Annotated in this window: 19 protein-coding genes and 1 tRNA gene; 11 read left to right on the plus strand and 9 right to left on the minus strand. The window is 58.6% G+C overall.

All coding sequences use genetic code 11. The annotated features are described in order from the left end of the window. Window positions 1-4 precede the first annotated feature (4 nt). Genes aepX through CKA38_RS13745 form a run of 3 tightly spaced genes read right to left on the minus strand, consistent with a single transcriptional unit; the run spans window position 5 to window position 2,313 of the window. Complete coding sequence (gene aepX, locus CKA38_RS13735) at window positions 5-1,303, minus strand: phosphoenolpyruvate mutase (RefSeq protein ID WP_108826072.1); 1,299 nt, start codon at window positions 1,301-1,303, stop codon at window positions 5-7. A 52-nt stretch (window positions 1,304-1,355) separates the two neighbouring features. Further along, window positions 1,356-2,108 carry a LicD family protein gene (locus tag CKA38_RS13740; RefSeq protein WP_161554921.1) on the minus strand — a complete coding sequence of 251 codons (753 nt, stop codon included), beginning with the start codon at window positions 2,106-2,108 and terminating at the stop codon, window positions 1,356-1,358. A gap of 13 nt (window positions 2,109-2,121) precedes the next feature. Continuing rightward, window positions 2,122-2,313, minus strand: a complete 192-nt coding sequence (locus CKA38_RS13745; protein ID WP_108826076.1) for a hypothetical protein — start codon at window positions 2,311-2,313, stop codon at window positions 2,122-2,124. A 426-nt stretch (window positions 2,314-2,739) separates the two neighbouring features. Between CKA38_RS13745 and ilvB the strand changes: the two genes are divergently transcribed. Continuing rightward, window positions 2,740-4,479 carry a biosynthetic-type acetolactate synthase large subunit gene (gene ilvB, locus CKA38_RS13750; protein ID WP_236919049.1) on the plus strand — a complete coding sequence of 580 codons (1,740 nt, stop codon included), beginning with the start codon at window positions 2,740-2,742 and terminating at the stop codon, window positions 4,477-4,479. Between the two features lie 92 nt (window positions 4,480-4,571). Next, window positions 4,572-4,865 carry an acetolactate synthase small subunit gene (ilvN, locus tag CKA38_RS13755; RefSeq protein ID WP_108826078.1) on the plus strand — a complete coding sequence of 98 codons (294 nt, stop codon included), beginning with the start codon at window positions 4,572-4,574 and terminating at the stop codon, window positions 4,863-4,865. A 187-nt stretch (window positions 4,866-5,052) separates the two neighbouring features. On the opposite strand, the gene CKA38_RS16605 is transcribed toward ilvN, so the two are convergent. Further along, window positions 5,053-5,250: a hypothetical protein gene (locus CKA38_RS16605; RefSeq protein ID WP_108826080.1), complete on the minus strand. Its 198-nt coding sequence runs from the start codon at window positions 5,248-5,250 to the stop codon at window positions 5,053-5,055. An 82-nt stretch (window positions 5,251-5,332) separates the two neighbouring features. On the opposite strand from CKA38_RS16605, the gene fabG reads away from it, so the two are divergent. The 9 genes from fabG (at window position 5,333) to CKA38_RS13805 (ending at window position 12,331) form a co-directional block, all read left to right on the plus strand. Continuing rightward, window positions 5,333-6,073 (plus strand): 3-oxoacyl-[acyl-carrier-protein] reductase, encoded by a 741-nt coding sequence (gene fabG, locus CKA38_RS13765; RefSeq protein WP_108826082.1) that lies wholly within the window; start codon window positions 5,333-5,335, stop codon window positions 6,071-6,073. A gap of 31 nt (window positions 6,074-6,104) precedes the next feature. Then, window positions 6,105-6,365, plus strand: coding sequence for an acyl carrier protein (acpP, locus tag CKA38_RS13770; protein WP_108826084.1), 261 nt, complete (start codon window positions 6,105-6,107; stop codon window positions 6,363-6,365). Between the two features lie 159 nt (window positions 6,366-6,524). Beyond that, window positions 6,525-8,069, plus strand: a complete 1,545-nt coding sequence (locus tag CKA38_RS13775; protein WP_108826601.1) for a B12-binding domain-containing radical SAM protein — start codon at window positions 6,525-6,527, stop codon at window positions 8,067-8,069. Between the two features lie 92 nt (window positions 8,070-8,161). Beyond that, a tRNA-Leu gene (locus CKA38_RS13780) sits at window positions 8,162-8,246 on the plus strand. A 146-nt stretch (window positions 8,247-8,392) separates the two neighbouring features. Next, complete coding sequence (gene creD / locus CKA38_RS13785) at window positions 8,393-9,811, plus strand: cell envelope integrity protein CreD (protein WP_108826085.1); 1,419 nt, start codon at window positions 8,393-8,395, stop codon at window positions 9,809-9,811. 92 nt (window positions 9,812-9,903) lie between these two features. After that, on the plus strand, window positions 9,904-10,254 hold the full coding sequence (cutA, locus tag CKA38_RS13790; protein WP_108826602.1) for a divalent-cation tolerance protein CutA: 351 nt from the start codon (window positions 9,904-9,906) through the stop codon (window positions 10,252-10,254). 27 nt (window positions 10,255-10,281) lie between these two features. Further along, complete coding sequence (locus CKA38_RS13795) at window positions 10,282-10,437, plus strand: small basic protein (protein WP_108826087.1); 156 nt, start codon at window positions 10,282-10,284, stop codon at window positions 10,435-10,437. Between the two features lie 141 nt (window positions 10,438-10,578). Continuing rightward, window positions 10,579-11,232 (plus strand): YqaA family protein, encoded by a 654-nt coding sequence (locus CKA38_RS13800; RefSeq protein WP_202863915.1) that lies wholly within the window; start codon window positions 10,579-10,581, stop codon window positions 11,230-11,232. 88 nt (window positions 11,233-11,320) lie between these two features. After that, window positions 11,321-12,331: an SAM-dependent methyltransferase gene (locus tag CKA38_RS13805; RefSeq protein ID WP_108826089.1), complete on the plus strand. Its 1,011-nt coding sequence runs from the start codon at window positions 11,321-11,323 to the stop codon at window positions 12,329-12,331. Between the two features lie 23 nt (window positions 12,332-12,354). Here CKA38_RS13805 and CKA38_RS13810 read toward each other — a convergent pair whose 3' ends face one another. The 5 genes from CKA38_RS13810 to CKA38_RS13830 all read right to left on the minus strand — a co-directional run bounded on the left by CKA38_RS13810 (window position 12,355) and on the right by CKA38_RS13830 (window position 19,245). Next, entirely contained in the window at window positions 12,355-13,059 is a 705-nt protein-coding gene (locus CKA38_RS13810) for a response regulator transcription factor (protein ID WP_108826091.1), read from the minus strand. A 10-nt stretch (window positions 13,060-13,069) separates the two neighbouring features. Next, the gene (locus tag CKA38_RS13815) at window positions 13,070-14,293 is read right to left on the minus strand and encodes a serpin family protein (protein ID WP_108826092.1); all 1,224 of its coding nucleotides are present in this window, start codon (window positions 14,291-14,293) and stop codon (window positions 13,070-13,072) included. After that, window positions 14,290-15,414 carry an FAD-binding protein gene (locus tag CKA38_RS13820; protein WP_108826093.1) on the minus strand — a complete coding sequence of 375 codons (1,125 nt, stop codon included), beginning with the start codon at window positions 15,412-15,414 and terminating at the stop codon, window positions 14,290-14,292. Before CKA38_RS13820 ends, CKA38_RS13815 begins: the two co-directional genes overlap by 4 nt. Window positions 15,415-15,441: 27 nt before the next feature. Continuing rightward, window positions 15,442-17,568: a sensor histidine kinase gene (locus CKA38_RS13825; protein WP_152032880.1), complete on the minus strand. Its 2,127-nt coding sequence runs from the start codon at window positions 17,566-17,568 to the stop codon at window positions 15,442-15,444. 246 nt (window positions 17,569-17,814) lie between these two features. Then, window positions 17,815-19,245, minus strand: a complete 1,431-nt coding sequence (locus tag CKA38_RS13830) for a vWA domain-containing protein (protein WP_108826095.1) — start codon at window positions 19,243-19,245, stop codon at window positions 17,815-17,817. Window positions 19,246-19,307: the final 62 nt, after the last annotated feature.

A 19,307-nucleotide genomic window follows, 5' to 3' on the forward strand; every position in this document is an offset into this window, starting at 1 on the left:
CCTCCTATTTTGTCCCGGGAATAAGTTCCAGAATTTGTTTCACCGACATGCAGTATTTGTCGGCCTCAAGGGATCGCCCGTTTTTTAATATACACTTTGCCGTTTTAAGCATTGCGGGATAGGAGGAGCGAAGGAGGTGGTTTGCATAAATCACAATGGTCGCGCCCCATCGCTGAAGCTCCTTTTCGGTTATTTGATTATACGTGGTGGGAACCACGACAATCGGAACGGTCTTGTAGTGAGCCCTGAACAAGCGGCAAAACGACTTTATATCCCGGCCCGATTTTTCCTTGCTGTGAATCATGACGCCGTCGGCCCCCGCCTTCACATACGCGAGCGCCCTCGCCAGCGCATCCTTGACGGGGAAGCCGGCAATGAGACTTTCGAGTCTCGCAAAAATCATAAAGTCCTTTGTTACCTGCGCCTTTTTCCCCGCGCTTATTTTTTCGCAAAAATCACCAACCGGGGCAAGCTGTTGGATGGCGGACGTGCCCAGGAGTGAATTCTTTTTCAACCCCGTCTTGTCCTCGATAATAATCGCCGAGATGCCGTTTCGCTCCAGCGTGCGAACGGTGAACACAAAATGATCGGGCAATCCCCCCGTGTCCCCGTCGTATATTATGGGCTTGGTGGTGCACTCCAGTATATTTGTCAAATCCTGCAATCTTGTGGTCAGGTCCACGGCCTCGATGTCCGGTTTTCCCTTCGATGTCGAATCCGTCAAACTGGAGGACCACATGCCGTCGAAATATTGTTTTCCGTTTTCCTTTTCGATCTCCACATTTTCAGCGATAAGGCCGGAAAGCCCCGAGTGCACCTCCAGGATGCGGAGAAACGGCTTGGCCTCCAGCAAGCGGCGGAGCATTCCGAGCCTGATTTCCGGGGTCGTGCCCACGGTTTTCATATTCTCGACAAGCTGCGATGAGTTTATGCCCTGCGTGTAGGGAATTTCTATGACCCGGCGGCCCGCCTTTTTCATAAAGGCGATAACGCGCGCCCGCTCCTCGCTCATGCGGCCCTTCTTCCAGTCGTCGCCATGAATCACATAATCGAATTTGTATTTTTTCAGGTTGGGAATGTCGCTCCAGTGCTCCTGGGGCAAGACGCGCGCCACTCCCTTTATGTTTTCCACCACGCTTTTTCGCTGGTCGAATGTCAGATAGGGCAGGCGCTTGTGGGTTAAGATGGCCGAGTCGGTGAGCAAGCCCACCGTCAGCTCCCCGTATTCGGCCGCTTTTTTTATAATGTTAATAATTCCAGGATGAATAATATCCCCGGTGATGCTCAGATATATTGTTTTCATTTTTATAAAATGCTTTCGACGTCGTTGATGGTTCGCCGTGCCGGTTTGTCGATTATTTGCGCTCCTTCAGCCACCGCAGGTGCCCGGAATCTCCGACAGGCGTCATATAATCGGGCCCATACCAGTCCCTCAGGTATTGGTCATAATTATGCGGCGCCGGATAACTGCCGCCCTCAAACTCCACGGTTCCGAGCGGGAAAAAATCCTTATATGGTGTCGTCGGAATCTTGCGCAGCGTCGCGTAACCATAATATTCCGCGTCCGGAGTCGAGAGCTTCCGCATTTGCGCCTCAAACAGTTTGTAATGCAGGCGGCCCGAAAACACGCGCACGGGTTTTAGCAGAACACTCGCGCGCTTGCTTTTTTTCATCATTTCGCGCGTCGGGTAGGGATATCTTTGGAACGGGAAAATATCCAGAAACGGATGCTGCCCCCTGACTCGCCGGCAGCCCAGGATTCGATACTCCTTGTCGCCCATCGAGCCCGTGTCGACAATGCGAGGCGAGCCGTGGTGGTGGCTCCAGTGCGTTTCCCTCGACATATAGACGGCATCGGCGGGAAATGCCGCCGATGATTTTTGCAATATTTCATTGATGCGCGGGTAGTCCTCCATGCGCACGCCAATATCAATGTCATCGTCCCAGGGAATGAATCCCTTGTGGCGAACCGCGCCGAGCAGCGTGCCGCTTTCGAGCCAGTAGGGGATGTCGTGTTTCTTAAATATTGCGTCGGTCGCCTGAAGTATTTTGAGCAGCCGGAGCTGGACTTCCCTGAGCGTTCGGTTCGCCTTTGTGTTTTTGTTCATCCGTGGATTATTTTCAGTGTTTTTGCGCGCCAGCGTCATGCTCGCAGCACGCGTTGCAACCCGCGATGGAGCCCGGGCCGCTTCCCGGCACAAAACCAGACCGAAGCAAATTGATGCGCGCCGCACTGGACGGCTCGGCGACCACGAGCATGTCGGGTTTCGCGCCGTTGTCCAAACCGGTAAAATGAAAATTTAAAAAATACATTGGAGAAAAACAAAAATCAGAAGGGTCCAATGAATTACAAGCCCGCCAATTATGAACTCAAGAGCAAAGGCCATGGCATAAACAATTCCCCTCGTTGATTCACAGGACGAAAATCGCCATGCGCCAAATCTGGAGCGGCATCAGTCACGGCTATTGTTTTCCAAGGAGAGAAACCCAACCTCGCGCTTGACAACATGCCAAACAGCCGCATCTCTCGACGACGTTCATCAATGACTCTCTCCGTCAACAACGCTCTCGCCAATCTCGTCGCCCTCGTGGTCGTCGTAGTAGTCGTGCGTTGCGCACGCCAAGAGGGCCGTTGGTAAACACAACCACTTTTGCCCCCTCTGGCGTGATCGCCGGAGGGGGCTTTTTTTGGCTCCGCGACGGTGAAGCGAACAGGGGCGGGTTTCTTTCTCCAACCAAATGAAACCAAAAACACCGCTCACCACCATGACCAAAAAGAAATACACAGGCGCCACGCTCCTGACCGCCTTGCTGGAACGCCAGGGCATTCGCCAAATGCCCGGCATACCCGGCGGCGCGATTCTGCCGTTCTACGACGCACTCCACACAAGCCCCATCCAGCATATTCTCGCCCGCCACGAGCAGGGCGCTGGCTTCATTGCTCAGGGAATGGCGCGGGTCACCGGACGCGCCGCGGCCTGTGTTGCCACTTCCGGCCCCGGCGCGACCAACCTCATCACCGCCATCGCCGACGCGCGCCTCGACTCGATTCCGCTCGTCGCCATCACCGGCCAGGTCGCGCAATCGCTCATAGGCACCGACGCATTTCAGGAGGTCGACTTCTACGGACTCACCGTCCCCATAACAAAACACAATTATCTCGTGCGCGATGTCCGCGAACTCCTCCACATTGTTCCCGAGGCGTTCACTCTCGCCGAATCCGGGCGCCCTGGCCCCGTCGTGATCGACATTCCCAAGGACGTGCAAATCGCCGCCATCGAACTTTCCGATGACGAACTCCCCGCGCCCGGCGGATGCCGCCCCACCCCGCCGGCAAAGGACGCCGAAATCGACGCGCTCGCGCGCATGCTCGCCAAGGCGCAGCGCCCCGTGCTTTATCTCGGCGGAGGCATCATCGCGGCCAACGCCTCCGCGCTCGCGCACGAACTCGCCAAACGCCTCGACGCGCCCGCCGTCAGCACGCTCAACGCCCTCGGCGCAATCCCCGCCGACAGCCCGCACAACATGGGCATGCTCGGCATGCACGGCACTCGCGCCACCCACACACTTCTCGATGAATGCGACCTGATCATCGCCATCGGCGCGCGTTTCGACGACCGCGCCACGGGCAAGGTCGCCGAGTTTTGCCCGCGCGCCGCCATCGCGCACATTGACATCGACCGCGCCGAGTTCGGCAAAATCAAACGTCCGCATCTTTCCATCGAAGCCGATGCCGCCGAAGTCCTCCAGCGACTGCTCGCGCATCCGCTCCTTCACGCCGAGCCCGGCACTCCCCGCGCTTCCGGATGGCTCGCCCGCGCCACAGCGCTCCGCGATGCGCATCCGCTCCGTCATCCTTCGCGCGAAACCGCGCCGTTGCATCCGGTGAACATCTGCCGGTTCCTCGCCGAAACGCTTCCGAGCGATGCGATCATCGCAACCGACGTCGGCCAGCATCAAATGTGGGTTGCGCAAGCCTATCCATTCCGATCGCCGCGCACACTGCTCACCTCCGGCGGACTCGGCACGATGGGTTTTGGCCTGCCAAACGCCATCGGCGCGGCGTTTGCCGCGCCCGGAAAACGCATCGCCTGCGTCAGTGGCGACGGCTCCCTGCTCATGAACATTCAGGAGCTCGCCACGCTCGCCGACCACGAACTGTCCGTCGCCGTTCTTGTTTTCAATAACGCGCATCTGGGCCTCGTGCGCCAGCAGCAGGAGCTGTTTTATGGACGCCGCTACGAGGCGTCGCGCTTTGAGACCACGCCCGATTTCGCCGCGCTTGCGCGCGCCTTTGGCATTCGCGGACACAGCATCGCCGCCAATTCCGCCGATCCGCTCGGCGACATCGCCGCCGCGCTCGCCCAGCCCGGCCCCTGCCTGATCGACATCCCGATCATCGCCACCGAAAACGTGCTTCCCATGGTTCCTCCCGGCGCTGCCAACAACCAGTCAATCGAGCATGCCGGGGCCATGTAAGCATCCAGTGGAAGTGCAACCTGTCGGGTTGCACTTTTCGAAAACAGTAAACCAACCGTTCCAATCGCTGAAAACACCAAGTCACAATTAACATGAACGCCTCCACTATCGCACAAACACACATCATCGACCTCCGCGTGCGCAATCATCCCGGAGTTATGTCGCACATCACAGGCCTCTTTGCGCGCCGCGCATTCAACCTTGAGGCGATTCTTTGCGTGCCCGTCTCCGGGAACGACGAAAGCCGCATGCTTCTCCTCGTAAACGACACGCCCAAGCTCGAACAAATCGAACGCCAGCTCGCCAAGCTCCACGACGTGCTCGCCGTGCGCCAGCGCACCGATCTGCCGCCCGATTATTTCGAGCGCCTTGGAAAAAGTATCTGAGGCAGACACCTAAATTTCCCCGCGCACGCCCTTCATGGCGGAACGGTTTCACCATCACAATTCCAGCGTGAAATCGTGCGCAGGCTCGTCGAGCCGCATGACATACCAAAGCGAGCAGGTTTTGACTGCGACGGTTTTGAGATCGGCGTTGGAGCCCGCGCGACCGTGATTCCCTCAATCTTCGTCTTTAGTTGGGGTCAGCAAAAACCCATTTTGCGAGCATCATTTTGAGGCGGTGGATTTCTGAGGCGACTTCGCGCGTGTCGATGGGATACTTGCCAAGCGTATCAACGATGCGCCTACCATCGGCATCCCGGATGCCCTTGGTCGCGAGAACTCGCGGACAAACATAAACAGCATCCGCAGTTCCGGACGCCCCGTCCATTTCGGGCTTCTATTTTTCCTTACGACCCGTCAGCGTTCGCCTTTCACATTCAGTATTCCGAAATCAAAACTCCACAGTCCAAATGACCTTTAACAACCGCATCGCACTCGTCACCGGCGCAGGCCGCGGCATCGGCAAAGCCATCGCCGAAATGCTCGCCAAGAACGGCGTCACAGTTATCTGCGTTTCCAAGTCGCCCGAAAGCTGCGGCTCGGTCGCCGCCGCCATCACCGCCGCCGGCGGCAAGGCCGAGGCCGTGCCCGTTGATGTGTCCGACGGCCCCGCCGTCGCCAAGGCAGCCGAGGCGCTCCTCGCCAAATACGGCAAAATCGACATCCTCATCAACAACGCCGGCATCACCCGCGACGGCCTCATAGCCCGCATGTCCGAGGACGACTGGAACGCCGTCATCCAGACCAATCTCTCCAGCTGCTTCCACTGGTGCAAGGCCATCGGCTGGCCCATGTGCCGCGCCCGCCATGGTCGCATCGTCAACATCGCCTCGGTCGTCGGGCTCATCGGCAACGCCGGCCAGGCCAACTACGCCGCGGCCAAGGGCGGCATGATCGCCATGACCAAGTCGCTCGCCCGCGAATTCGCCAAGCGCAATGTCACCGTAAACGCCGTCGCGCCCGGTTTCATCCAAACCGACATGACCGCCGCCCTAAGCGAAGAAGTTCAAAAAGTCGCCGTCGCCCAAGTTCCCATGCAGCGCATGGGCACCCCCGAGGACGTCGCCAATGTCGTCGCGTTCCTCTCCAGCGAAGAAACTGGCTACATAACGGGCCAAGTTTTTACGGTTGACGGCGGCATGGCAATGTGACCCTTTACCAAACCTCAGTAATCTAACTAACATGGCCGATCAAAAAACCATCGAACAACGCGTTAAGGAAATTATCGTTAACCAGCTTAACGTTAATGAAGAGCAGATCACTCCGCAGGCATCCTTCTTGGATGACCTCGGTGCCGATTCCCTCGACACAGTCGAGCTCATCATGGCTTTCGAAGAAGAGTTCAAGGATGAGATTAAGGGAGAAATCCCTGAATCCGACGCCGAGAAGCTCCAGACAGTCGGTCAAGTGATCGACTATATCAAGAGCAAGGCTGGAGCATAAACTCCTTCGCAATCAGTAAATTATAACTAAATCGACGTTTTGCCGGAACCTCACAAGTTCCGGCAAAACGTTTTTTGCATACCCCGCAAACCGCAAAAACGCACTTTCCCTGCATTTTTGATTTCCCCGTTGCGCCCCAACGCCCACACTCACCGCTCCATGCGAATCACCCTCGTCCATCCCGCCGGCTTTAATTTTGTTCCCGGCCAGCCCGATATCACCACGCTTGCCAACCGCATGGCGCCCATAGGCATCCTTTCGCTTGCCGCCTGGCTCGAAAAACACGGCCACAACGCCACTGTGCACGACTGCCTCGGCCCCCGCGCGCCGCGCACCCTCGAGGCCAACGCCGACGCCATCCTCGCCACAAACCCCGACATGGTCGGGTTTTCCGCCACCACCGCCGGTTTCATGGATGCCGCCGATATCGCCGCCATCATCAAATCCCGTCGCCCTGAAATCAAAACCATCTTTGGCAACGTCCACGCCTCCGCCATCGGCCCCAAGCTCCTTAAACATTTCCCCGAAATCGACTACCTATGCGTCGGCGAGGGCGAAGGCCTCATGCTCGACCTCGTCGAAGGCCGCGCCCTAGCTGAAATCCCCAACCTCGCCTACCGCGACACCTCCGCCCCCGACGGCATCCGCTTCAACCTCCGTCGCTCCCGCATCCAGGACCTCGACTCGCTCCCCTTCCCCGCCTACGAAAAACTCGACGGCTTCCCCTCAGGTTATCACCTGCCGCTTTTTTCCTACATAAAACGTTGGGGTGCAACCATGATCACCTCGCGCGGCTGCCCATACACCTGCTCGTTTTGCGATCGCACTGTCTTTGAGCGACTCCACCGCTACAATTCCGCCGCCTACATCTACGACCACATGCGGCACCTTCGCGATCACTTCGGCGTTTATCACATCAATATTTACGACGATCTCTTCACCGCGCACAAAAAACGCGTTTACGAACTCTGCGAGCTCCTCATCAACAAACCGCTCGGAGTCGGCTTCAACTGCGCCATCCGCACCGGCCACGACGACCTCGAAATGCTGAAACTCCTCAAGCGCGCCGGCGCGCTCATGGTTTCGCTTGGCGTGGAGTCCGCCGATCCCGAAATGATGCGTCGCCACAAAGCCGGAGTCACCCTCGATGCCGTCCGCGAAACCGTTGATCGCATCCACATTGCCGGCCTTCGGGCCAAAGGGCTCTTCATTTTCGGCCTCCCCGGCGAAACCCCCGACACCGTCCGCGCCACCAGCGACTTCATCCTCTCGCTCGATCTTGACGAGATGAACATGACCAAGTTCAGCCCCCTCTACGGCGCCCCCATCTGGGATGAATGCGCGAGCGGCGCCGAGGGCGCGTTCACCGAGGACTGGCGGCTGCTCAACTGCCTCAATTTCACCTTTATCCCGAAAGGTTTTTCGAGCCGCGAGGAAATGGACGCCCTCTACAACTGGCACATCCAGCGCTACTATAACAGCAAACCCTACCGCCGCCGCTTCGCGAAACACATCTGGCAGCACCGCTGGAGCCTCTGGCACCTCGTCACCCACCTGCCCCGCACCGTGCAGGCCGCCCGCTATTTCTACGCCAACCGCGAAAAACTTGAGGCGATGAAAAAGGATTTTCCCCTGCACCCGCGCCAGCCGGTCAACCTCCGCGCCACACTCGGCCCCGAGTTGCAGGCGGACTTGAATGCGTGATTTTACAACGCGATGAAAAAATTTTTATTTCCAAGCTTTACAACGTCCCAACGCTTTCTCTTACTTCGCGGCTCTTCACTACTGGAAACAACGCTCAGGTGGTGGAATTGGTAGACACACACGTTTGAGGGGCGTGTGCCGTGAGGCGTGCAGGTTCGAGTCCTGTCCTGAGCACCAGTTGAAAACTGAAAAAACCGCTAACCAAGCGGTTTTTTTGTGTCCGCTCCCCGCCACCGCGGGCTCGGCACACACTTTGCGTATTTCGCACCGATTTCATCGCGCCTTCACACGCACTTCACGCGCCAAACGCATGCTCTGGCGCAATGAACACCGACACACCGCAACCGCCGCAAATCTCCCGCGCCTCCCAAGACGCACTCGTCACAATCCGCAACTGGTTCGCCAAGCGCGCGCTCTTTTTCAAAATCATCCTCATCGGTTTTCTCGCGCTCGTCCTGCTCATACCGCTCGGGCTCGTCAGCGACACCCTGTCTGAACGCCAGTCGCGATATGCCGAGGCGGTCGCGTCCATTGTCGCGCCTTGGGGCGGCTCGCAACGCATCACGGGGCCCGTTCTCGCCATACCCTTCACGCACAAGGTGGAAACCGAGGAGTGGGTTGTCAGCGGCACGCATCGTTTCAAGGAAAAGAAATCCCATGAATGCACCGTCGTCGCCTATTTCCTGCCCGACCATCTCAACGTCAAGGGCACGATCGAGCCATCCGCGCGCAAACGCTCCATTTACACCGCGCACGTGTATTCCGCCCTGCTCCAAATCTCCGGAAAATTCGCCCGCCCCGATTTTAATTTCCCCGGCTACAAGGATATCACGCCACAGTGGGACCAGGCCCGCGTCGGATTTCTCATCAACGACCTGCGGGGCGTTCGCGAATCGCTGACACTCGCGTGGGATGACGAACGATTCGCCATGCAACCCGGCGACGGGATCTACGCCGAATCCGGCCTGCATGCGCAACTCTCCGCGCAAGCCGCGCAAAACGGCGGCGATTTTTCACTCTCGCTCACGCTCAACGGCAGCAACGCCTTTGAAATCACACCCCTGGCGCGCAGCACAAAAATGGCACTCAACTCGCCCTGGCCCGACCCGAGTTTCTGCGGCGACTACCTGCCCGTAACGCGCAATGTCACACCCGAAGGTTTCGAGGCGCGTTGGGAAACCTCTTTTTACGCGCGAAAAGCCCCGCAGCAATGGACCGGCAATCAAAACACCATCCCCGCGCGCGAACTGGCCAAGGGGTCCTTCGGCGTCCGCATGATGCCCGCGATCAGCGCTTATCGCATCGTCGAGCGATCCATCAAATACGGCGTGTTGTTCATCGCACTCGTTTTCACCGTTTTCTTCCTGTTTGAAATCGTCGCGCGCGTCCGCCTCGGCGCCCTGAACTATCTCCTCGTTGGCGCGACGCTTTGCGTGTTTTTTCTCGGACTGCTCGCCCTTTCCGAATTCGTCGCGTTCGGCTTGGCCTATGCCGGCTCCGGCGCGATCGCCACACTCATGATCGGGTTCTATTGCGCCCGAATTTTACGCAGCGCAAAACGCGCGCTCGCCGTCGGTGCCATGCTCGGCGGCGTGTATGCGTATCTGTATTTTGTCCTGCGCATGGAGGATTTTTCCCTCATCGCCGGAACCGCGGCGCTGTTCGCCGTGCTCGGCGCCGTCATGTATGCCACGCGCAATCTCCGCAACGGATCGCGCGCCGGCCGGGACGACTCCGCGTGAAAACGGATTTTTCGAAATTCAAATTTGAAACCTGAAATTCTTTGAAATCGAACGCGTCGGGGTATCTTCTTCCATCAAACACATCCGCACACATGCCGCCCGCATCCTCCGAATCCACCACTCTCATGATCGGCACAACCACGGTCGCCTCGCGTGACGAGGCCGACGCCCTTGCGCGCGGCCTCGTCGAGTCGCGTCTCGCCGCGTGCGCGCAAATCGACGGCCCCGTGACCTCCGTTTATCACTGGCAGGAAAAACTCGAAACCACCGCCGAATATCGCCTCACAATCAAGTTCCTCTACGCCAACGCCACCGCGCTCGAAACATGGCTCCGTGCCCATCATCCCTATGAAACGCCGGAGTGGGTCGCGGTGCGCGCTGAAATCGTTGCAGAAAAATACTTGTCATGGGCGCGCTCGAACTCCACCTTCTTGCCTCTTTAACAACTCTCAAGCACTTTTCATAACGTCATGTCACAGCACAAAAGTCTCCAAGGTTCCAGCGGTATCGTTGTCAAGCGCAACGTGTTAAAGCGTTTTGAGCGCGTCGAGCTGCTCAAGAAGCGCGGTCAGTGGAAGGAAGGCGACCGCGTTCAAGGTCTCCGCAAAACCAAGCCCGACGTCTAATCACGGGGCCATTTTTCCTTTCTGCACTTTCCGAGGCAGGCGACAAACATCGTCTGCCTTTTTTGCAAACCAGACCCGTTTTTTGGCGGCATCGCCACCGCAAAGCCCCTTTCCACGCAACCAATCCAGTCCGCGCATATCGTGAACACCGACACCTCAGCAGTCGCAGCCGAACCCACCGGCGGCCCGGCCAAAAAGCCCAATATCGTCAAGCGCCTCTACAACTGGGTGCTGCACTGGGCCGACACCAAATACGGACTGCCCGCGTTGTGCGCGATCTCGTTTGTCGAATCGTCGTTTTTTCCGATCCCGCCCGACGTGCTGCTGATCGCCCTGTGCATGGGCGCGCCGAAGCGCGCGTTTAAGTTCGTCTTTTATTGCGCGCTTTTTTCGGTGCTCGGCGGAATCCTCGGCTACTACATCGGCTACGCGCTCTACGAGGAAGTGGGCCGGCGCATCATCGAATTTTTCCACTACCAGGAAGCCTACGCCTACGTGGGGAAACTCTACGGTGACAATGCGTTTCTCGCCATCCTCACCGCCGGCTTCACTCCCCTGCCCTACAAGGTGTTCACCATCGCCGCCGGCGTGTTTCACGAACAAGTAGGCCTGATGACGCTCATCACCGCATCCGCGCTCGGACGCACCGGGCGCTTCCTCCTCGTCGGCGCCGCGATCTATTTCTTCGGCCCGCCCGTGAAACGCCTCCTCGACAAGTATCTGGAAATTTTCTGCGTGATTTTCATGGTGCTGCTCATCGGCAGCTTCTTCATCGTGAAGTGGCTCGCCAAATAAACCGCTCCCACTCGACCAAACGCCTGACCGGAACTAACGGAGTGTGAGGGCGCCATCCTGTTAATCGCGCTAATCCTGTCTTCCAAAAATGATCCTCCGCTGCCAGCCCGGTTATGAACTTTTGCTCGAACGCGAATTGCGCCCGCATGGTCTCGCAATGGGCGCAAACGGCGGCGGCTGGCTTGCAACGGCAAACACTCAGGAAACTGAAAACGCATGCCCTGATCTCTGCTTCGCCCATTCCGCGCTTCTCGCCCCGAGGGAAATCACCGGTGAATCCGTCAACGCACTCGCCGCCCGTATCGCGGAATATTTTCTCGAATCCGCGCGCACCGAACGCTTCGACGCGCAATGGCCGCTCGCCTTCGATTGCGCCGCAAACCTCGACGGACTCGGGCGCCGCGCCGACGCCGTCGAAAAAGCATTCAACGAGCTCCTGCGCAAACGCATGTCGCGCGTCGCAAAACTCGCCGCACTGCCCTCCCGGCTCTCCCCTTTCAGCCCTTCCCCGCTTCGCGGCCTCTTTGTATATTTCACCGACTTCCAGCGCGCGCACGTCGCCCGCGAAAGCATCAGCTACGGCCAGCGCCGCATGGCCGACGATCCGCTCGCGCCCTCGCGCTCCTACCTGAAAGTCGAGGAGGCCTACGGTGTCATCGGACGCGAACCCGCGCCCGGAGAAACCGTCGTCGATCTCGGTGCCGCGCCCGGCGGCTGGAGTTACAGCGCGGCCAAGCGCGGCGCGCGCGTCGTTGCCGTTGACAACGGCCCGCTCAAAGCCGGCGCGCTCAACAACCCGCTCATCACGCACCTGCAGCAAGACGCGTTTCATTTCGATCCGACCCAGTCGGACGCAACCTCAAATGCCCCCGCCGACTGGTTGTTTTGCGATCTTGTCGAGGATCCCCGCCATGTGCTCGAAAACATTCTTCTACCCTGGGTTGAACGCCGCTGGTGCAAACACTACATCGTAAACCTCAAGTTTGGCCGCACCGACCCCGTCGCGCTCTTGAGCGAGGCGCGCGCGCGCATCCCCGCCGCGCGCATCCGCCACCTCTATCACGATCGCGAGGAGTTCACACTCGTCGCATCCCTGTAGAGGCGCATCGCGCGTGCGCGTGCCTATGGCTCATACCGATATCCCACGCCGTGCACGGTGATGATCGCCACCGGCTCGTCGGGTTTGCGCTCCACCTTTTTGCGCAACTGCGCCACATGCTGGTCGAGCGTGCGCGTGGTGCCGTAATACTCGACGCCCCACACCGCGTTCAGCAGCGCGTCGCGCGCGAGCACCTCGCCGGGATGCGCCGCGAATATCTCCGCGAGTTTCATTTCGCGCGCCGTGAGAGACTCCTCGTTTTTTCCGAGCGTCACCGTGAATTTTTTCCGGTCAACAAGCGCATCGCCGAGCTTGAACACGGCGGGCAAATCGGCCGCGGCGTCCACCGTCGCCGAATCCAGCCGCGCGCGCCGCAGCAACGCCTCCACGCGCGCGATCAGTTCGTGCACGCCGAACGGCTTTGTCATGTAATCGTCCGCGCCGAGCTTGAGTCCGACGACCTTGTCGATCTCCTCGCCCTTGGCCGATAAAAACAGCACGGGCACGCGGGCGTCCTTGGCGCGGATTTCGCGGCACACATCGTAGCCGCTCATCTTGGGCATCATGATGTCGAGGATGACGAGATCGTATTTGCCCTGCGGATACAACTTGAGCGCCTGCGCGCCGTCGCCGGCCGCGGTCACGTCGTGCCCCTCGCTTTCAAGCGTGGTCATCAGCCCGAGGCGGATATTCGGATCATCTTCAGCAATGAGTATTTTTGCTTTCATAGATAACAATTCACTCCTTCGGATTCACCACACGCCCCATGAACAAAATGCATCCGGTCGCATTATCCTGAATCAAAAATATGAATGGATGATCTGCGCGGAAAACAGGTGGCCCCGCGCGACTATCGATACCTAAAAGAACGACATCCAAGCCACTGCTTGCCGCCGCTTCCGTGCCCTCTTCGCTAACATCCACAAAAGCCGATTGAACAATATCGGAAATGAAAATTTCTTTTGTCCCATTCATTCCACTGAAATCAGCGGCTCTGGAATTGAACGCATCTCGCAATCCAATGCTTTTCAGTGGTTTAACAAGCGAACTCGGGCCAAAGTTCATTTTAAATCGAGGCATAAGCAACCGCACTTTTTGTTCTTTCACTTGCCTTCGCCACTCCATTATTTGCGCTGACGAAAGCTTCTCTTCGATTTCAGCCAATCCTTGTTTTGATTTATCAATGGGTAAAACGATCAGCATCGACATTGTCCTGCCGCGGTAACGAAGTTCGATTATTTGAGAATCCTTGGTTCTCACGTATCTGAAAGTATCAGTTTGCCGCATCAGCGGCACCTGGGCGTCGGCATCATTCCACGTATAAAATGGTTCGCTCCTTGTGTCTGCCGCCTCAAACGGATTCCTCCATTTTCCCTTAAAATAAACGGCGTTGCTAAGCACCAATCGGGTATGCGGCGGCAGCGGATTATCTATGATATTGGTTATCTTTCCCTTTGTCGCGTCACCCACCCATTGGTTGATCCGCTCACGCGCGTTTGGTTCGTCATTCACAAAATCCACGGGCGTGATTTCCACACCATAGTTTTTTCTCACGAGCGAAAGATAATCCACAAGCAGCGGCGCGCCTTTTTGCGGCCATAGGGAATTGGCGATGTTCAGTTGCACGTTCCCCGAGGCATTTACACCGTCGAAATGTTTCAGCAAAGCCGCGAACGCCGAATGAGTTTCCGTCTGCGAATCGGGGAAGCGCAGCACTTTTTGCATTTGCGCAGCGGTGTCGCCTTTTGCACCGGCATAAGTCATGGCCAGCGCCGACGAAACGCTGAATGGCGAGAAAAACAAATTACCCTCGGTGTCCCTCAGCTGCGCATAAAGATCGCACGCAAAATCATTGCTGGAGGACGCAAGCGCAGCAGCAGACCTCGGCAGCCTCTCCGCGGACACTGCAAGCGTCAGCGTAAAACCAACGGCGATGTTGAGAATCAAATGGTGGAGTTTCATGGGGATTTTGATGTTATATGGTTGTTGTTTTTTTGCGCGACGGCCATGTCGATGCTGCGGATTCCGGTAGCCATGACCAGCCAGCGCAATGGCTTGAAATACATGAAAGGGATTTTCACGTTTTTAAGAAAAAGCCTCACGCGAATCGGCAGCGTTCGCAAAAAATAACTCCGGTTCGGCGCGCGCTTCTTTTCATTGAGAATTTTGCTCAGTGTGAGCGCGCTGCCCATCGCGTGGCTGATGCCTTCCAGCGAACTCGGGCTGATGAATCCCGCGGCCTCGCCGATCAGGAATCCGCCGTTTTTTCCGGCGCGACAGTCGAACAATCCCGAAGGCCGCAACACCATGCACGCCTCCGTTTTCAGGGGCTCGCCAAAGTGAAAGCCAAATTGTTTCGCGCGTTCCTTCAGTTGCTCGAAACGCTCGCGACAACGCTTCTGAGGAAACGCGCCGCCGAATATAAAATGCTCATTTTTGGAAAGTCCCCACGCGTAACAATCGGTCGTGTCCGGGTCGAAGATGCACGAATAAAACGGCTCCGCGTGCTCGTCGCGAAACCATTGCTGGATCGCAACGTAGTGCCGGATGTTTTGCCTCGCGCCATACAATGCGCTTCGCACGGCGGATGACGCGCCATCGGCCCCCACGACATGAGTTGCGTCGGCCTTAAAATCCACACCGCCTTGATGAAAAGTGACGCGATATCCGGCTTCGTTTTTGACGAGCGATTTGAAACTGGCGCCCTTTCGCACCTCGACGCGCGCCGGAATCAAACCGACCAGCCATTGGTCGAAACGATGACGGTCGAGATTGAGATAAAACCGCTGGTAGTAGCGAGTCTGGCGCGTGTCCGTGTCGATGGTTTTGACCGCAAAAATCTGCGGACTGACGAGCACATGCGACGGCAGTGTGAGCCCGAAGCGCGCGAGGACATTTTGCGCATCAGGCGCGAGAAGTCCGCCGCAAGGTTTTTTGAAACTCCGGTCCTCGTCATCCGTTTTTTTGTCGATTGCAAGAACCCTCAAATGCGGCCCCAACAATCGCGCCAGCGTCGCCCCCGCCGGACCGAGGCCGACGATAATGATGTCGTAGTGTGACGATGGTGTGTCGCGCCGGCTCATTCTACATTATACATTTTTCATTCTGCATTAGCTCGCGCGCAGCGTGAGCGTAAACTCGCTTCCGCCGCCTTTGCGCGGGGAGCAAGTAAGGTCGCCGCCGAGGCCGCGAGCGAGCTGGCGGGCTATGCTCAGGCCGAGACCCGAGCCGCCTTGCGACGCGGTGAGCGTGTCGTCAACGCGGTGAAACTTGTCGAAGATTTTTTCGCGGTGCGACGACGGGATTCCCGGGCCGCGATCGGCGACGGTTATGCTTAAGGCGGCATGGGCATCCCGCCCATGTTTTGCCGCCCCGGTCACGGGCTGGAAACCCTGGCTACTCACCAGCACCTCGCCGCCGCCCGCGGCGTATTTGCAGGCGTTGTCGAGCAGGTTGATGACAATTTGCTCGACGGCATCCAGGTCGGTTTTCACCACGCACGGTTCGTCGGAGATTTCCCGCTCCAACTTTATGCCCGCCTCGGCGAGTCGCGGCGCGTGCCGGTCGAGGAGGCGGTTGAGCTCGGTGTTCAAATCGTGCTCCGCGAGATCAAATTTTTTGCGTCCCTGTTCGAGGCGCGAGAAATCGAGCACGTTGTTGACGAGTCGGGCGAGGCGCTGCGTTTCGCGCGAGATGGTTTGCAGCGACTCGGCGCGCCTGTCCTCGTCGCGGATGCGACCCTGCTCGAGCAGCTCGGAATAGAGGCGGATCGTGGTGAGCGGTGTTTTGAATTCGTGCGACACATTGGCGACGAACGATGTCTTTTGCGCCGACTCCGCCGCGCTGAGCCGCGCCTGTCGCATGAGAAGCGAACCGCCGCCGATGATCGTTAGGATGAAAAAGCCGATCAACAACGCGCTCGCGAGCAGAAACGCGCTTGTGTTCAAGCTGCCCAATTCGCCGGCCATCGCAAAACCCGCAACGCGCCAGCCGGGCAGCATGAGCGGTTGCGAGTAGGCTTGCTCCGCCGTGGTGTCGGCGTTCATGCCGACCTGCGCAATCCGCGCCCCGGTGTCCTTGAACAGCACATAGGCCTCGTCCGGCTCGATGACTTGGGGCAAAATTTCCCGCAGGCGCGACGCGATGGCCTCAAGGTTGACTTCGACAACCAGCACGGCGCCCTGCGTGGTGAACCTCCAGCCGAACAGGTGCAACACGCCCGCCTCGTCACGCCATGGAGCCCAGCCGGTGAGTTCGGGGGGCGGCGTGGCCGCGTCAAAAATCGCCGGGATTTGCATGTCCATTTTTTTTGACCCGAGAGTGGCGGCATCGCGCGAAACCGTCGGAACCGGCACAACGGATTCCGAAACCTTGGCCTGCGACATGGCGGCGCTGCTGGCGCTATTGGTGCGAGTGGCGCGGGCGCGTTTGTCCGCCGCAACAGGCGGGGCGATTATTTTTTCATCCACCGCCACGGTCATGCTTTTTTCAAGTTGGATTTCCTCAATCGCCTCCACTTCGGAAATAGCGGACAGCGGCGGCGGTGTCGGCTCAATCCGTTTTGCGACGTTCACATTGTAATTTGCCATGCTTTGCATGGCGACGCGCGCGGTTTGATAGCTACTGGCATTGCCTTGCAGTTTCCCCTCGGAAAATGGAACAGGGATGTCGTCCTTCGCAACGGACGCGCCCGCGGCATTGGTTTCTTTTTTTGTGACAGAAAACTGTTCCAGTGAGATCGTCGAATCCATGTGGAAATCCCCCGCGGCTGTCGTTGCCGGTTGTGATTTCGCCGCGATGCGCGATTGCGTTGTTTGCCGCGGGCTTGGCTGCGCAACCGAGACACGCCAGGGCGCGGTGGCGAGCCACGCGACGACGGAATCGTTTCGCGCGCCCCAGCGAAGGACGCCGCCGCTATTCGCGTAATACACATCGTGCACGAGCGGGTTTGTGCGGCGCCAGTTGTCGAGGTAGTTGCCGGCGTTCGACGAGGGCGCGTCGAGCAGGGTTGTCATGAGGCCGCTCTGCACATCGCCCAGGACCAGGTCGATGTTTTCAGCGATGAGACGCGTGCGCGCCTGCACCGCCGACTGGCGCGCCGCCACGGCCGCGGAAGCCTGCTCCCGAATGTGAACCTGCTCGCGCCCGAGAAGCCAGAGCGCCGCCGCGCCCACGACCAGCGTGGAAATGATGAGAAGCAGCCAATAGATAAAAATGCGTCGTGTGGAGGCGGTCATGGGGACGGGCGCGGTTGCGACTGGTCGTTCATGCTGGTGAAAGGCGATGCATTGAAAAGGATGAATATCATTCGTTGGCGGCGGCGCGGCGCGGATTGCGGGCGACGTTTGCGACACCCTTGCGCGCAAGATTTTCTTATCGGCATGATGCTGGAACACCGCCGACGCCTTTTGAGGCAGGGCGAACCGTCCCGGTGAGCCGGAAATGTTGCGGCTCACCCTGAGGGTTCGCCCTACCAAAACACATCACTTCGAGTCTTTCGACTTCGGCGCGTTTGTGCCAGTGCTGGAAGCGCCGTCGATCGCGTTGCCTTGTTGCATGGTCACTGAATTGTAGGAGGCGCGGTATTTTTTGCGGTCGGCGTTGGCAATTCCCTCCGACTGAATCCGAACCGCCTCGGCGGAGTTCGACTTGGCAAGATCCAAGACCTCCTTGTTGCCGTAGGTGACGGCAAACTGTTCCATCATCAACGACTCCTCGCTCAAGAGTTTCGCTGCCTCGTTGATTTTCCCGGCGTCGGCAAAGACGACCGCTTGCGCCTTGGCCTCGGCGAAACGATTGTCGGCATATTCCGCCTGCACTTTTAGGTTGGCCGACTTCACAATCACAGTCTCGTCGTCGCTGAAACGCGCGCGGGTGGCCGCCGTGAGCGTGGCGGGTTTATTGGCGACGGCATCCTCGAAGGCGATGCGCGCGCGGGCGATTTCGCGCTCGGCTCCGGCGCGGGCGCGGGGCGTTTCGATTTCGACAAGCGCGTATTTTTCCTGCCCGCCGTAAATCTGGTTGAGCGTGAGCTCGGCGTTTTGTCCGCGAATGCTGCCCTCGCGTCCGACAAAGCGAATCGGGCGCACGCCCTCGGGAAACTCGATTGTGACGACGGCCTTGCGCGCCACGATGCTGAGCACGTCGCCGAGCTCGGCGTCGAAGATTTTTGCCAGATCGCGCGCATTCTCGGCGAAGTAGGTGTTGCCGTCGCTCTTGAGCGCAAGGCGCGCCATGAGGTCCTCGTCGTAACCGAGACCGAGTCCGATCGTGGTGACGGAAATTCCCTCCTTCACTAGCGCGGCGCCGAGGCGTCCGAGCTCCTCGGGCGTGCGAGGACCGGAGTTGGCCTGCCCGTCAGAGAGAAGGATGATGCGATGCACGTAGCGCGAGTCCTCGATGTTGCGGCGGATTTCCGACGCGCCCTGGCTCACGCCGGCGAAGAGCGCGGTGGTGCCGCGAACATTTATCTCGCGAATGCGACGCTCAAGTTCGGAGCGATTGGAGCCGACGCGCACGGCGGGGATGAGCGTCTCGACCCTGCTGTCGAAAGTGACGAGTGAAAAGATGTCGCCGTTGTCGAGATGGTTGAGCGCCTCGATCGCGGCGGCCTTGGCCTGCTGGATTTTTTCGCCGCCCATGGAGCCGGAGCGGTCGAGCACGATGGAAAGGTTGACCGGCGGGCGCTCGCCGGTGCGCGGCAGGCGGCAGCCGTCGATTGCAATTTTGACAATGGCGCGGTCGGCGGTGTCGGCGGGAAGAACGGAGCGGTCGAGTTCGACGCGAAGTTTTATCGGCTCCGAGGACGGAGCCGAAAGGGCTGAAGGACTGAAGGGCTGAAAGGCTGAAACGAACAGCGCGAGAGCGACGGCTGTGATGGCGAATGGTGATTTGTGTGTGGCGGGTGTTTTCATGACGCCGCAAGAAAACCACAAATCGCGCCCGCGTGTGTCAGCGGAGCGTCAGGAAATTGTCA

This window comes from Ereboglobus luteus (genome assembly GCF_003096195.1).
Classification (GTDB): Bacteria; Verrucomicrobiota; Verrucomicrobiia; order Opitutales; family Opitutaceae; genus Ereboglobus; species Ereboglobus luteus.